At 72.4% G+C, this 16,499-nt stretch carries 3 protein-coding genes; all 3 read left to right on the top strand.

Going from position 1 to position 16,499, the window contains the following annotated elements:
* Positions 1 to 1,104 carry a Gfo/Idh/MocA family protein gene (locus D7W79_RS12800; protein ID WP_120525653.1) on the top strand — a complete coding sequence of 368 codons (1,104 nt, stop codon included), beginning with the start codon at positions 1 to 3 and terminating at the stop codon, positions 1,102 to 1,104.
* Entirely contained in the window at positions 1,101 to 2,624 is a 1,524-nt protein-coding gene (locus D7W79_RS12795; RefSeq protein WP_120525652.1) for an FAD-dependent oxidoreductase, read from the top strand. The genes D7W79_RS12800 and D7W79_RS12795 overlap by 4 nt, the downstream gene beginning before the upstream one ends.
* Positions 2,621 to 16,499 (top strand): non-ribosomal peptide synthase/polyketide synthase (locus D7W79_RS12790; protein WP_147441905.1); only part of this gene is annotated, 13,879 nt, incomplete at its 3' end. The genes D7W79_RS12795 and D7W79_RS12790, both read left to right, overlap by 4 nt.

The following is a 16,499-nucleotide window of genomic DNA, read 5'->3' as shown; positions in this document are numbered from 1 at the left end:
ATGAGCCGCCCGATTCCTCTCCTGCTGCTGGGAGCCGGCTTCTCCCGCGGAGCGCACGTCCCCGCGCTGCGCGGACTGGGCGGGGCGTTCCGCGTCGCGGGCGTCTTCAGCCGGACGCGGGCGAAGGCGGAGGCCGTGGCGGGCGAGCTGCCGGGGCCCGTGGAGGTGTTCACGGACCTGGACCGCGCGCTGGAGGCGCCGGGGATCGAAGCCGTGGACGTGGCGCTTCCCATCCTGCCCGCGTCGGACGCCATCACGGCGGCGCTGGGCCGGGGCCTGCACGTCTTCAGCGAGAAGCCCATCGCCGAGTCCGTGGAGCGCGCCCGGGCGCTGCTCACGCTCCAGGCGAAGCGACCGGAGCAGGTCTGGTACGTGGCCGAGAACTTCCGCTTCTGGGAGACCGCCTGGCGCGTCCGGGAGCTGATCGCCGCCGGGGAGATCGGCACGCCGCTGCTGTGCCACTACCCGACGCTGGTCCCCATCAAGTCCACGCCGTGGTTCCAGACGCCGTGGCGCCGCGAGCCGGGGTACGCGGGCGGCTTCCTCCTGGACGGCGGGGTGCACGACATCGCCGCCCTGCGGCTGATGCTGGGCGAGGTGGCGCACGTCAGCGCCTTCGTGCGCGGCGTGGACCCGGCGCTGCCTCCGGCCGACACGTTGGCGGCGTCGCTCCAGTTCGAGAGCGGGCTCGTGGCCAACTACTCCGTCAGCTACGCGCTGGAGCCGGTCCGGCTGACGCCGTGGGGCGTGGCGAAGGCGCTGCTCTCCGGGGCCGAGCGGCCCGTGCGCGACCGCTTCGGCCGCAAGCACATCGTGGGCACGCACGGGTCCCTCTTCTTCATGCATGACCGGGTGGAGCTGATCCAGGGGCTGAAGCGGACCGTGTTCAAGGTCCGCTCGGCGGACATGATGGTGCGGCAGTTCGAGGACTTCCACGCCGGGGTGCGCGCGGGCCAGCCCATCCGCAACAGCCCCCGCGAGGCCCTGCACGACCTCGCTGTCATCGAGGCCCTGCTCACGTCGGCGCGGGAGCGCCAGGTCACGAGGCCGGTCCGGCTGGAGGACACCGCCTCCAGGCCGGCGGTGGCGGGGGGCCAATCATGAGCCCGCGTCCCCGGAGCTGCGACGTGGTGATCATCGGCAGCGGGCCCGGCGGCAGCACGCTCGCGCACGGCCTCTCCCGGCGGGGGGCGCGGGTCCTGGTGGTGGAGGCCGGGGACTTCCTGCGGCCGGATCCCTCGCGCGCGGACGCGCCGAGCATCCACATGCAGGAGTTCATGCAGGGCACGCAGCAGCAGTTCGTGGGCGGACCGTCCAAGTTCTATGGCGCGGCGCTCTACCGGCTGCGCGAGCAGGACTTCCAGGCCACCACCCTGGAGACCGGCGAGTCCCCCGCGTGGCCCGTCCGCTACGGCGAGCTGGAGCCGTTCTACGACGAGGCGGAGCGCCTCTATGGCGTGCGCGGCTCCACGCACGAGGACCCCTCCGAGCCGCCCCGCTCCCGCCCCTTCCCGCATGGGCCCATCGAGCACGAGCCGTACATCGCGCCCATCGTGGAGCGCCTGCGGGCGCAGGGGCTGCCCGTCTCGTACATCCCCAAGGCGGTGGACGTGGGCCCCGGCGGCCAGTGCGTCCTCTGCGCGCGGTGCGACGGTCACTACTGCCAGCGCGACGCGAAGATGGACGCGGAGATCGCCGCGCTGCGCCCCGCGCTGGCGACGGGGCGGGTCCAGTTGCTCACACGGACGGAGTGCCTTCGCGTGCTCACCACGCCGGACGGGCGCCGGGCCACGGGCGTGCTGCTGCGGCAGGACGACGAGACGTGGCAGGTGGACGCGGACGTGGTGGCCGTGTGCGCGGGCTTCGCCCAGACGCCGCTGCTCTTGCGGCGCTCGCGCAATGCCGCGCATCCGGAGGGCATTGGCAACGCCAGCGGGTGCCTGGGCCGCTACCTGGCCGGCCACACGGCGGGACTGGTGTTCCCCATGCGCGGCCTGAAGCGCGTGCCGGACCTGCACCAGAAGACGTTCGCCATCAATGCCTTCTATGGGCCTTCCGCGGAGTGGCCCTTCCCGCTGGGCGTCATCCAGGCCGCGGGCCAGCTGCCGCTGTGGAAGAGCGTGCCCGCCGTGGTGAGCCCGTTCGTGAAGTTCATCGTGGAGCGCAGCGTGACGTGCTTCCTGATGACGGAGGCCGTGGGCACCCGGGAGTCCGGCTTCGTGTTCCAGGGCGATGACATCGTCCGGATGGAGCCGCCCCGGCCGAACGTGAAGACGTTCCGGCGCCTGCGGCGTCTGGCCATCGACATCTTCAAGAAGGCGGGCTTCCCGTTCGTCGTGGCGCCCCGCAGCCCCGCGGACCTGTGGCACCTGGTGGGCACGGCGCGCTTCGGCGACGACCCGGCCACCTCCGTGCTGGACCCGCACTGCCGCGTCCACGGGATGGACAACCTCTACGTCGTCGACTCGTGCTTCCTGCCCTCCGCGGGCGCGGTGAACACGACGCTGACGGTGATCGCCATGTCGCTGCGGGTGGCTGAACGCATCGCCGCCCGCGTCTCGCCTTCCGCTTCCCTTTCCCCCGCTCCTTCCGCGCGCCTCGCGCCACCCCGTCCCGAGCCATGAACGACCGAGTGATCCACCCGAAGGCCGGCACCCTGTTGGACCTCCTCGAGCTGCGGGTGGAGACCCGTGCGGACTTCCCCGTCTACACGTTCCTGGAGGACACACCGGGGGAGCAGACCGAGCTGACGCACGCGGGGCTGTACACGCGGGCGCGGCGCATTGGCGCCCGGCTGGCGGAGCGGCACTCGGGACAGCGGGTGATGCTGCTCTACCCGCCGGGCACCGAGTACATCGCGGGGTTCTTCGGCTGCGTGCTGGGCGGCGCCATCGCGGTGCCCGCGTACCCGCCGGATCCGATGCGGCTGGAGCGCACGCTGCCGCGCCTGCGCGCCATCATCCGCGACGCCCAGGCGACGGTGGTGCTCACCACGGCCTTCATCGTGGAGCTGGCGGAGTCCATCTTCGAGCTGGCGCCGGAGCTGCGGGAGCTGGAGTGGGTGGCCACCGACGCGCTGCCCGAGGGGCTGGAGGACGGCTGGCGGCGCCCGGAGCTGAGGCCGGAGTCGCTGGCGTTCCTCCAGTACACGTCCGGCTCCACCGGCATGCCCAAGGGCGTGATGGTCGGCCACGGCAATCTCGTCGCCAACATGCGGATCATCACGCTGGGCCTGGACCTGCGACAGGATGACCGGTGGGTGATGTGGCTGCCGCCGTACCACGACATGGGCCTCATCGCCGGCATCCTCAACCCGCTGTACGCGGGCAACCCGGTGACGCTCATGGCGCCGCTGACCTTCCTCCGCAAGCCCCTGCGGTGGCTGGAGGCGATGTCGCAGCTGCGCGCCCAGGTGTCCGGCGGTCCCAACTTCGGCTTCGACCTGTGCGTGCGCAAGACGACGCCGGAGGAGCGGGCCACGCTGGACCTGAGCCACTGGCGCGGGGCCATGAACGGCGCGGAGCCCATCCGCCCGGACACGCTGGAGCGCTTCGCGCGGACGTTCGCCCCCCAGGGCTTCCGCATGGAGACCTTCATGCCGGGCTACGGGCTCGCCGAGGCGACGCTCGCCCTCTCCGCTTGCGTGCCCAGCGCGCCCCCCGTGCTGTTCCCGGTGGTCGCCACCAGCATGGAGCACCACCAGCCCATGCCCGCGAGCGCGGACGCGCCGGGAGCGCGCGTGCTGGTGGGCAGCGGAAGGATCCTCCCCGACCATGAGGTCTTCGCGGTGGATCCGGAGACGCGCCAGCGCCGGGTCCCCGGTGAGGTGGGCGAGCTGTGGGTGTCCGGCCCCAGCGTGGCGGGCGGCTACTGGGCCCGGCCCGAGCTGTCCGAGGAGATCTTCCGGGCCCGCCTGGCGGATGGCACGGGCCCCTTCCTGCGCACGGGCGACATGGGCTTCCTGCGGGACGGCGAGCTCTTCATCACCGGCCGCCGCAAGGACCTGATCATCGTCCGCGGACGCAACCACTACCCCCAGGACCTGGAGCTGACGGCCGAGCGCAGCCACCCGGCGATCCGGCCGGGCTGCAACGCGGCCTTCTCCGAGGAGGCGTCGGAGGGCGAGCGGGTGGTGATGGTCGTCGAGGTGAGCGACGAGGGAGTGGACGCGGAGGACGTGGCCGCCGCGGTGCGCGCGGCCGTGGAGCAGGAGCACGAGCTTCGCATCGACACCGTGGTGCTGGTGCCCCACGGCGCGGTGCCCAAGACGTCCAGCGGCAAGCTGATGCGCAGCACGTGCCGGCAGTGGCTGGACGAAGGCCGGATGCAGGTGGTGGCCCGCTCCGTGCTGCCGGGCGCCTCCACCGCGCCGGACACGAGCCCCGACACCGGGCCCACGCCGGACGTGGCCGCGCTGCGGGCCCTGCCCGTCCCCGAGCGGCACCAGGCCCTGCTCGAATGGGTGCGGCGTGAGCTGGCGCGAGCCCTCCGCGTGCCGGTGTCGGCCGTGTCGCCGACGGTCCGGGTGAGCCAGCTGGGACTGGACTCGCTGGGGACCGTGGAGCTGGGCCACGCCGTCGAGCAGAACCTGGGCGTGACGCTCCCGCTGCATCGCGTGCTGAGCGGTCCCACGCCGGAGGAACTCGCGGGCTTCCTGGCCCAGGCGCTCGATGCCCCGGAGGCCGCACCCGCCGCCGAGGCTTCGACGGTGGCGCCCGGGGACTACGCGCTCACCCCCGGCCAGTGGGGGCTCTGGTTCCAGCACCAGCTCTCCCCGCACACCACCGAGTACAACGTCACGCAGGCCCTGCGGATCCGCTCCGCGCTGGACGTGGCCGCGCTCCAGCGCGCCTTCCAGTCCCTGGTGGACCGGCACGCCAGCCTGCGCACCCTCTTCGTCCGCGTGGACGGTCAGCCCGTCCAGCGCATCCTGCCCCACGCCCCGGTCCACTTCGTCCACGAGGACGCCACCGCGTGGGACGCGGCGCGGCTGGAGGGCTTCCTGGGCGACGAGGCGGCCCGGCCGTTCGACCTCGCGTCGGGCCCGCTGATGCGCGTGCACGTGCTGGCGCGTCCGGAGGGGGAGCACGTGCTTCTGCTGGGCGTGCACCACATCGTCGTGGACCTGGTGTCGATGGCGGTGCTGCTGCACGAGCTGGGTGCGCTGTACGAAGGCGAGCTTCGTCACCAGGCGCCGGCCCTGCCCCCGGTGCGCCTGGACATGGCCGGCGTCGAGCGCCAGCAGCGCGAAGTCCTGGCGCGGGACGGCGAGCGGCTGTGGGAGCACTGGCGGGAGCGGCTTGCTGGTGAGCCCACGCCGCTGGAGCTGCCCCGCTTCCGCGCGCGTCCGCCCGTGCAGACCTACGCGGGCGCGGCGCACGCGTTCCGGCTTCCGGCGCCGCTGGCGCAGCGGCTGCACACGCTGGCGCGCGAGCGCGGCGTCACGCTCTTCACATTGCTGCTCGCGGCGTTCCAGACGCTCCTGCACCGCTACACCGGGCAGGAGGACGTGTGGGTGGGCTCCCCCGTCAACGGCCGCCCTCGGCCCCAGTGGGCGAGCGTGGTGGGCTACCTGGTCAACCAGGTGGTGCTGCGCGGGGACCTGAGCGGCGAGCCGACCTTCCTGGCGCTGCTGGAGCGCGCCCGGGGCGTGGTGGTGGACGCGCTGGCCCATCAGGAGCTGCCCTTCACCACGCTGGTGGACCGGCTGCGCGTGCGGCGCGATCCGAGCCGGCCTCCGCTCGCCCAGGTGGAGCTGGTGTTGCAGCGCGCGTCGCTGCCCGGCCAGGAGTCCCTGAGCGGCTTCGCCCTGGACGAGAGCGGCCTGCGGATGCGCCTGGGCGGGCTGGAGGTGGAGTCGCTCGCGCTCGCGCGGCACGTCGCCCCGTTCGACCTCACGCTGACCTTCGCCGAGGTGGAGGGCACGCTCGCGGGTTCGCTCCGCTACAACGTGGACCTGCTGGACGCGGACACCGTGGTCCGCATGGCGGGGCACCTGGAGCGGCTGCTGGAGGGCATCGCGGAGGACCCCTCGCGGCCCATCTCCCGGCTGCCCCTGCTGTCGCCGGACGAGCGCGAGGCGCTCACCCGTCCGCCCCGCTCCCTCCGCGTGGAGCCGCGGGGCGAGGCCTGCCTGCACCAGCGCTTCGAGGCGCGCGCGGCGGAGCGGCCGGACGCCGTGGCGGTGACGCTCGAGGAGCGGTCGTGGACGTACGCGGAGCTGGACGCTCGCGCCAACCAGGTGGCCCACCGGCTGGTGCACCACGGTGTGGTGCCGGGGGACCTGGTGGGGCTGTACCTGGAGCGCTCGCTGGACATGGTGGTGGCCGTGCTCGCCATCCTGAAGGCGGGGGCGGCGTACGTGCCCATCGACACGGCCTATCCCGCGGAGCGTGCGCGCTTCATGCTGGAGGACAGTCAGGCGCGCGTGCTGCTCACGCAGCGCCGGCTGTCGGACGCGCTGGGTGACGTGGCGGCCCACGTGGTGGCGCTGGACGAGGAGGCCTCGGGCCTGGCCGCCGAGCCGCGCACCCGACCGGAAGTCGCGGTGTCGGGCGATCTGCTGGCGTACGTCATCTACACGTCGGGCTCCACGGGCCGCCCCAAGGGCGTGCAGGTGACGCACGCCAACGTCACGCGACTCTTCGACGCCACCTGGGAGGACTTCCGCTTCGACAGCTCCGACGTCTGGACGCTGTTCCACTCCATCGCCTTCGACTTCTCCGTGTGGGAGCTGTGGGGCGCGCTGCTGTACGGCGGCCGGCTGGTGGTGGTGCCGTACCGGGTGAGCCGCTCCCCGGAGGCCTTCCACGCGCTGCTGCGCGCCGAGCAGGTCACCGTCCTCAACCAGACGCCGTCCGCCTTCCGGTCGCTCATCCAGGAGGACCTGGCGGCGCCGGTGGATGCGCTGGCCCTGCGCCACGTCATCTTCGGCGGCGAGGCCCTGCCGCTGGGAAGCCTGCGCCCCTGGTTCGAGCGCCACGGGGACGCCCGTCCCCGGCTGATCAACATGTACGGCATCACCGAGACGACGGTGCACGTCACCTACCGTCCCCTGCGTGCGCGCGACGTGGACGAGGCGCCGGGCAGCGTCATTGGCGCGCCCATCCAGGATCTGTCGCTGCTGCTCTTGGACCGGCACCAGCAGCCGGTGCCGGTGGGCGTGCCCGGCGAGCTGTACGTGGGCGGCGCGGGCGTCGCGCGCGGCTACCTCCAGCGGCCCGAGCTCAACGCCCAGCGCTTCCTGGACGACCCCTTCCGTCCCGGACCGGGCGCCCGCCTCTACCGCAGCGGAGACCTGGCCCGACGGTTGCCGGATGGCGACGTGGAGTACCTGGGCCGCCTGGATGATCAGGTGAAGGTGCGTGGCTTCCGCATCGAGCTGGGTGAGATGGAGAGCGCGATCGCCCGGCACCCCGCGCTGCGCGAGGTGGTGGTGGTGCCGCGCGAGGACGCCGCCGGCGAGAAGCAGCTGGTGGCCTACGTGGTGGCGCGGCCGGACGCGCAGGCGCCCACCGTGGGCGAGCTGCGCGCCTTCCTGCGCGAGCGGCTGCCCGAGCACATGGTGCCCGCCGCCTTCGTCTTCCTGGACACCCTCCCGCTCACCGCCAACGGCAAGGTGAACCGCCGGGCGCTGCCCGCCCCGGAGCGCCTGCGCCCGTCGCTGAGCGAGGGCTACGTGGCGCCCACCAACGACCTGGAGCGGCTGCTGTGCCAGGTGTGGAGCGAGGCGCTGGGCGTGGATCAGGTGGGCGTGGAGGACAACTTCTTCGAGCTGGGCGGCGACTCCATCCGCAGCCTGCGCGTGGTGGCGCGGGCGCGCGAGCGCGGGCTCACCCTCAGCGTGGCGGAGATGTTCGACCACCAGACGGTGGGCGCGCTGGCCCAGGCGCTGCGGCGCTCGGGCGAGACGGCCGTGCGCACCGAGCCCTTCTCGCTGGTGCCCGAGGCCGACCGCGCGGCGCTGCCCGCGGGCCTTTCGGATGCCTATCCGCTGTCGCGCCTCCAGGCAGGCTTCGTCTTCCACGCGGAGCTGCGCCAGGGCTACGAGGTGTACCTCACCAGCTTCCACGTCCGGGTGCGGTTCGCCGAGGCCGCGCTGCGCGGCGCGCTGGAGCAGATGGCCCGGCGCCACCCCATGCTGCGCTCGGCCTTCGACGTCTCCTTCAGCGAGCCGTTGCAGCTGGTGTACGCGCACGCGCAGGCGCCGCTGACGGTGTTCGACTGGCGGGACCGCCCGGAGAAGCAGCAGCGTCAGGACTTCAAGGCCTGGAGCCAGGCCGAGCGCCGTCAGGGCTTCACCTGGCGCGCGCCGCCGCTCATCCGGATCCACGTCCACCGCCTCACCGACGACGCGTTCCGCATCACGCTCTCCGAGCCCTTCCTGGACGGCTGGAGCGTGGCCTCGCTGTGGTCGGAGCTGCTGCGGCTCTACGTGGCCTCGCTGGAGGGCCCGACGCCGGTGGAGCCCCCGCCCGCCACCACCTACCGGGACTTCATCGCCCTGGAGCGGGCGGCGCTGGCCTCCGAGGCGTCGAAGTCCTTCTGGGCCCGGGAGCTCTCGCGGCTGGAGCGCGCCCCGCTCATGCCCTGGCCCCTGGCCGAGGGTGAGCCGGCCGGACAGCACCTGCGGATCATCTTCCCGGTGGCCGGCGAGGTGTTCACCGGCCTCAAGCAGATCGCCACCGAGACGACCCTCCCGATCAAGAGCGTCCTCGTCGCCGCGCACGCGCGCGTCGTGGCGCTGCTGACCGGGAAGGACCAGGTGGTGACGGGCATCATCGCCAACGGGCGCCCGGAGGTGCCCGGTGGTGATCAGGTGCTGGGCATCTTCCTCAACACGCTGCCGCTGTGCATGGACCTGGCGGGCGGGTCGTGGCTGGACCTGACGCGCGACGCCTTCGAGGCGGAGCGCGCCCGGCTGCCGCACCGGCGCTTCCCGCTGGCGGAGCTGCAGAAGTCCTTCGGAGGCGGTCAGCCGCTCTTCGACACCGCCTTCAACTTCACCCAGTTCCACATCCTGGACCGGCTGCGCGAGCTGCGCGGGCTGGAGGTCCTGGACATGATGGCCACCGACCAGACGTATTTCGCCTGGACGGCCTACTTCAACGTCAACACCGCCAGCACCGAGCTGCACATCGCCCTGGACTGCAACGGCCTGGGTGCCGAGCAGGTGGAGTCCATCAAGGCGCACTACCTGAGCGTGCTGGGCGTCATGGCGAAGGCGCCCCAGGCCCGCTACGACCGGGCGGAGCTGCTGCCCGAGCGCGAGTGGCAGCAGCTGCGCGCGTGGAGCGGAACGCGCGCGGACCTTCCGGGGGAGACGTGCGTCCACCACCTGGTGGAGGCGCAGGCCGCGCGCACGCCGGAAGCGGTGGCGCTGGTGCACGAGGCGCGGCGGCTCACCTACGGCGAACTGGAGGCACGCACGCGCCAGCTGGCGCACACGCTGCGCGAGCTGGGCGTGGGCCCGGAGACGCGCGTCGCCGTGTGCCTGGAGCGCACGCCCGAGCTCGTCATCGCGCTGCTGGGCGTGATGCGCGCGGGCGGCGCCTACGTCCCGCTGGATCCGGCCTACCCGGCCGAGCGGCTGGCGTTCATGCTGGAGGACTCCCAGGCGCCGGTGCTGATCACCACGGCGAAGCTGGAGGGGATGCTGCCCGCGCACGGCGCACGGGTCGTCCGGTTGGAGGCGGGAGCGGAGGTCTCCGCGTCGCTCGCCCCGCTGGCGCCCGCGAGCACCGGGCCGGACTCCCTGGCCTACGTCCTCTACACGTCCGGCTCCACCGGCCGGCCCAAGGGCGTGGCGCTGGAGCACCGCAGCGCGGTGGCGTTCCTGCGCTGGGCGCTGTCGGTCTTCTCACGCGAGCAGCTGTCCGGCGTGCTGGCCGCGACGTCCTTCTGCTTCGACCTGTCCGTCTTCGAGATGTTCGCCCCGCTGGCGCGGGGAGGCACCGTCATCCTCGCGGACCACGCGCTGGCGCTGGCGGGGCTCGCGGCGGCGGGTGAGGTGACGCTCGTCAACACGGTGCCGTCCGCCATGACGGAGCTGGTGCGGGCCGGAGCACTGCCCGCGTCCCTGCGCACGGTGAACCTGGCGGGTGAGGCGCTCCCGGGCTCGCTGGTGGCGGACCTCTACCGCACGGGCCACGTGGAGCACGTCTTCAACCTGTACGGCCCCACGGAGGACACCACCTACTCCACGTTCACGCGGGTCCCCCAGGACGCGCGGAGCGAGCCCACCATCGGGCGTCCCCTGCCCGGCACCTCCGCCTGGGTGCTGGATGCGCGCGGACGCCCCGTGCCCATGGGCGTCCCCGGCGAGCTCCACCTGGGAGGCATGGGGCAGGCCCGCGGATATCTCCACCGCCCCGAGCTCACCGCGGAGCGGTTCATCCCCCATCCGTTCTCGCGCGAGCCCGGCGCGCGGCTCTACCGCACCGGCGACCTGGTCCGGCAGTTGCCGGACGGCGACCTGGAGTACCTGGGCCGCATCGACAACCAGGTGAAGGTGCGCGGCTTCCGCATCGAGCTGGGCGAGGTGGAGGCGGTGCTCCGCGCCCACCCGTCCGTGCGGGACGTCGTCGTCCACGCGCGCTCGGACGTTCCGGGCGAGAAGCGGCTGGTGGCCTACGTCGTGGCGCAGCCCGGCCACGTGCCGGACGCGGCCAGCCTCAAGGAGGCAGTGCAGCGGCACCTGCCCCGCTACATGGTGCCGTCCGCCTTCGTCACCCTGGCCGCGCTGCCCCTCACGCCCAACGGCAAGGTGGACCGCAAGGCGCTGCCCGTCCCGGAGGCCGCTCCGGTGGAGTCCGGCGCCGTCGCGCCGCGCACCTTCACCGAGGAGCTGCTGGCCTCCGTGTGGGCGCGCGTCCTGCGCGTGGAGCGCGTGGGCGCGTATGACCACTTCTTCGAGCTGGGCGGCCACTCGCTGCTGGCCACCCAGGCCGTCTCGCGGATCCGCGAGGCCTTCCAGGTGGAGCTGCCCCTGAGCAGCCTCTTCGAGTTCCCGACCCTCGCGGCGCTCGCGGAGAAGGTGGATGCGCTGCGTGCCGCCCGTCAGGGCCAGCAGTCGCCTCCGCTCGCGCCCTCGGAGCGCACCGGGCCCCTGGGGCTGTCCTTCGCCCAGCAGCGCCTCTGGTTGCTGGAGCAGCTGGAGCCGGGCAGCGTCGCCTACAACGTCCCGGCCGCCGTGCGCGTCCGTGGAGCGCTGGACGTGGAGGCCCTTCGCCGCGGCTTCTCCGCCCTCACCCAACGCCACGAGTCCCTGCGCACCACCTTCCACGAGGGCCTGGACGGACCCGAGCAGCGCATCGTCGACACGCTGGAGCCCGACTTCGCGGTCATCGATGTGTCGGAGCGCTCCCTGGCGGAGCGCGAGGCGGAGGTGCAGCGCCGGGCCACCGAGGAGGCGCGCCGGCCCTTCGACCTGATGCGCGGTCCCCTGCTGCGCGTCACGCTGCTGTGCCTGGCCGAGCGCGAGCACGTGCTGCTGCTGACGATGCACCACATCGTCTCCGACGGCTGGTCCATGAACGTGCTCGTCGAGGACCTGATGGCCCTCTACGCCGCGTTCACCCGGGGCCAGCCCTCACCGCTCTCCGCCCTGCCCATCCAGGTCGCGGACCACGCCGCGTGGCAACGGCGGTGGCTGCGGGACGAGGCGCTGGAGACGCAGCTGGCGTACTGGCGTCAGCAGCTGGGAGACGCGCCGCGCGTCCTGGAGCTGCCTACCGACAAGCCACGTCCCGCGGTCCAGTCCCTCCAGGGTGCGAGCTGGTTCGTCCACCTGCCCCGCGAGCTGTCCGACGCGGTCGAGGCGCTGAGCCGGCGTGAAGGCGTCACCCCGTTCATGGTGCTGCTGTCCGCGTTCGAGGTGGTGCTGCACCGGTACTCGGGCCAGGACGACCTCTGCGTCGGCATGCCCGTCGCCAGCCGGAGCCGCGTCGAGCTGGAGGGATTGATCGGCTTCTTCGCCAACACCCTCGTGCTGCGGACGCGCCTGGATGACGCGATCTCCTTCCGGGAGCTGCTCACTCGCGTACGCACGGCCGCGCTTGGTGCCTACGCGCACCAGGACGTGCCCTTCGAGAAGCTGGTGGAGGCGCTCCAGCCCCAGCGCGACCTGAGCCGCTCCCCCCTGTTCCAGGTGATGTTCACCTTCCAGAACAACCGCCTGCCGGAGACCGCTCACGCGGGCCTGGAACTCCACCGGCTGGAGGTGGATCACGGCACCGCCAAGTTCGACCTGGAGCTGGTGCTGAGCGCGTCCGCCGACGGCCTGCGCGGTCGCTTCGAATACAGCACCGACCTGTTCGAGGAGGCGACCATCGCGCGGCTCACCCAGCACCTGCGCACGGTGCTGGAGGCGGCCATCGCGCGCCCCGAGGCGTCCCTGGCCTCACTGCCCCTGATGCCCGAGGCCGAGCAGCGTCAGGTGCTCCTCGACTTCAACCGCACCCACGCCGACGTGCCCCTCGACGTCTGCTTCCATCAGCTCTTCGAGGCCCAGGCCGACCGCGCCCCTGATGCGCTCGCCGTCCGCGACGCCGCGGCTTCGCTCACCTACGCCGCGCTCGACGCTCGCTCCAACCGCCTCGCCCACCTCCTCGTCGCTTCGGGCGTCCAGCCTGATTCGCTCGTCGCCCTGCTGGCGCCTCGCGACTGCGACTTCGTCGCCTCCACCCTCGGCGTGCTCAAGGCCGGCGCTGCGTGGCTTCCCCTGGACCCGCTGCACCCGCCCCAGCGCGTCGCCCAGATTCTCTCCCTCAGCCGCGCTCCCTTCGTCCTCGTCGCCGACGTCTTCGCGCCGCTGCTCACCTCCGCGCTCGCGCTGCTGCCGGAAGCCTCACGTCCTCGCGTCCTCTCGCTTGAGGCCTCCCTGCGCGCGGACGTGCCTTCTTCACGCCTCTCGCCTCGCGCTTCGCCTTCGCACCTCGCCTACGTCATCTTCACCTCCGGTTCCACCGGCACTCCCAAGGGCGCCATGGTCGAGCAGCGCGGCATGCTCAACCACCTGCATGCCAAGGTGCTCGCGCTGGGACTTGGGCCTCAGGACGTCGTCGCCCAGACGGCCTCTCAGTGCTTCGACATCTCCGTCTGGCAGTCCTTCGTCGCGCTGCTCGTCGGCGGCCAGACGCTGGTGCTGGGTGACGCTGTCGCGCACTCGCCTTCCGCTCTCCTCGACGCGCTGGAGGCCCACGCCGTCTCCATCGTCGAGTCCGTCCCGTCCCTGCTGAGCGCCCTGCTCGACGAGGCCGACTCGCGTGGCCCTTCGCGCCCCGCGCTCTCGCGCCTTCGCTTCATGCTTCCCACGGGCGAAGCACTTCCGGCCGAAACGGCTCGCCGCTGGCTTCTCACCTGGCCCGCCATTCCCCTCGTCAACGCCTACGGCCCCACCGAGTGCTCCGACGACGTCACCCACGCCTTCCTCTCCACTCCTCCCGCTTCCTCCTGCGTCCCCATCGGCCGCCCCGTCGTCAACACCCGCCTCTACGTCCTCGACTCCCTGCTGCGCCCCTGCCCCGTCGGCATTCCGGGTGAGCTCTTCGTCGCGGGCACCGGTGTCGGCCGTGGCTACCTCTTCGACGCCTCCCGCACCGCCGCCGCCTTCATTCCGGACCCCTTCGCCTCTTCTCCCGGTGCGCGCCTCTACCGCACCGGCGACCGCGTCCGCTGGCTGCTCGATGGCTCCCTCGACTTCCTGGGCCGCATCGACTTCCAGGTGAAGCTGCGCGGCTTCCGCATCGAGTTGGGGGAAATCGAAGCCTCCCTGCGCCTGCTTCCCGCCGTTCGCGACGTCGTCGTCCTCGTGCGCCAGGACGGTCCTGGCGAGAAGCGACTGGTGGCCTACGTCGTGGCCCAGCCCGGCCATGCACCGGATGCGGCCAGCCTCAAGGAGGCAGTGCAGCGGCACCTGCCCGAGTACATGGTGCCCTCGGCCTTCGTCCTCCTGGACGCGCTGCCTCTCTCTTCCAACGGCAAGGTGGACCGCAAGGCCCTTCCTCCTCCCGACGCCGACGCCTCTCGCGCCTCCTCCTTCGTCCCGCCGCGCACCCGCACCGAAGCCCTTCTCTGCGGCCTCTTCGCACGCCTGCTGCGGCTGGAGCGCGTCGGCATTCACGACGACTTCTTCGCCCTCGGGGGCCACTCCCTCCTCGCCACACGCTTCGTCGCCCACGTGCGCGAAACCCTTGGCCTGGAGCTGCCCCTGCGCGCCCTCTTCGAGGCTTCTTCCCCCGCGCTCCTCGCTCAACGCCTCGACGCCCTTCGCGCCTCCTCCTTCTCTTCCTCCGCGCCTCCGCTTCGCCCCGCACCTCGCGATGGCGCGCCCCTGCCTCTCTCCTTCGCCCAGCAGCGCCTCTGGTTCCTCGACCGCTGGCAGCCGCAAAGCGCCTTCTACAACATCCCCTCCGCGCTCCGGCTCACCGGCCCTCTTCACCTGCCCGCGCTCCAGTCCGCCTTCGACGAGCTGATCCGCCGCCACGAGTCGTTCCGGACGACGTTCCAGGACGGCCCCGAGGGTCCGGTGCAGCGCATCCATCCGGTGCTCACGTCTCCGCTCACCCTGGTGGATCTGCGGGAGCTGTCCCCCGAGCAGCGCGATCCGGAAGCGCTCCGCATCGCCAGCGACGAGGCCCGGCGGCCCTTCGACCTCGCGCATGGGCCGCTGATGCGCACCACGCTGGTGCGACTCGACGCGGATCACCACGTGCTCGTGGTGGTGATGCACCACATCATCTCCGACGGCGGATCCTCGGAGGTGGTGCTGCGCGAGCTTGCCGCGCTCTACGACGCCTTCCTCCGCGACGAGGCTTCGCCGCTGCCGCCCCTGCCGGTGCAGTACGCGGATTACGCCGTGTGGCAGCGCTCGTGGATCCAGGGTGACGTGCTCGACGCGCAGCTCGGCTGGTGGCGTCAGCAGCTCCACGGTGCGCCGCATGCGCTGAATCTGCCCACGGACCGGCCTCGCCCGGCGCTTCAGACGTTCCAGGGTGCGCTCCTCACCCGGGTGCTTCCGCGTCCGCTCTCCGAAGCGCTGCGCGCGTTCCACCGCGCCGAAGGCGTCACTCCGTTCATGACGTTGCTGGCGGCCACCCAGGCGCTGCTGCACCGCTACTCAGGCCAGGACGACTTCACCGTGGGCGCTCCCGTCTCCGGCCGCACGCACGCCGGGATGGAGGGGCTGGTCGGCTTCTTCGTCAACACGCTGGTGCTGCGCGCCCGGTTCGATCCACGCATCACCTTCCGGGGGCTGCTCGCCCAGGCGCGTGAGTCCACCCTGGGCGCGCTCGCGCACCAGGACGTGCCCTTCGAGAAGCTGGTGGAGGCGCTCCAGCCCGAGCGCGACCTGAGCCGCTCACCCCTCTTCCAGGTGATGGTGGCCTACCAGCAGGACCTTCACGTCGAGCAGGCCCTGACCGGCCTCACCACGCGCCCGCTGCCCGTGGATGGACAGGGCGCCAAGTTCGACCTGACCGTCTCCTTCACCGACACCGATGAAGGCCTCCGCGCGTCGTTCGAATTCAACACCGACCTCCATGACGAGGCCACGGTGGCGCGCCTGGCGGACCACCTGTCCGCGCTGCTCACCGACGTCATCGCCGCACCGGCACGCCCGCTTGCCTCGCTGTCGCTCGTGTCGGAAGACGAGCGTCAGCAGGTGCTGGTGGAGTGGAACGCCAGCGACGTGGACTTCCCCCGGGAGCTGCTCGCCCACCAGCTCTTCGAAGCCCAGGTGGCCCGCACGCCCGACGCTCCCGCCCTCGCCTCCGGCGACGCCACCCTCTCCTTCCAGCAGCTCGACGCCCGCGCCAACCAGCTCGCCTGGCACCTGCGCTCCCTCGGCGTCGGCCCCGAGACTCGCGTCGCGCTCTGCCTCGAGCACTCCTTCGACCTCGTCGTCTCCATGCTCGCCGTCCTCAAGGCCGGCGGCGCCTGGGTCCCCCTGGATCCGACGCTCCCCGCGGACCGCCTCGCCTTCATGCTCTCTGACTCCGGCGCCCCCGTGGTCCTCACCCAGGAGCGCTTGAAGTCCGCGCTGCCCTCGCAGGGGGGCGTGATGGTGTGCGTGGATTCCGACGCGGACCAGGTGACCTCGCACTCCACCCAGCCGCCTCCCGCGCGCGCGCTGCCGGACTCCCTCGCCTACGTCATCTACACCTCCGGCTCCACCGGCAGGCCCAAGGGCACCCTGCTCACCCACCGCGGCCTGGGCAACACCGCCCTCGCCGCCGTCCGTGAGCACCGCTTCGACTCCTCCTTCCACGTCCTCCAGTTCGCCTCCATCGGCTTCGATGCCTGCGTCTGCGAGGTCTTCTCCTCCCTCCTCGCCGGTGCCTGCCTCCACCTCGCTCCTCGCGAGCAGCTCATGCCGGGCCAGCCCCTCCACTCCCTGCTGCGCTCCCGCTCCATCTCCGCCGTCACCCTCACCCCTTCCGTCCTCGCCCAGCTCGACCCCGCAGGCCTCGACTCGCTGCGCACCGTCATCTCCGCGGGTG

This window comes from Corallococcus exercitus (assembly GCF_003611585.1).
Classification (GTDB): Bacteria; Myxococcota; Myxococcia; order Myxococcales; family Myxococcaceae; genus Corallococcus; species Corallococcus exercitus.
This window is presented reverse-complemented; position numbering and strand designations above follow the sequence as displayed.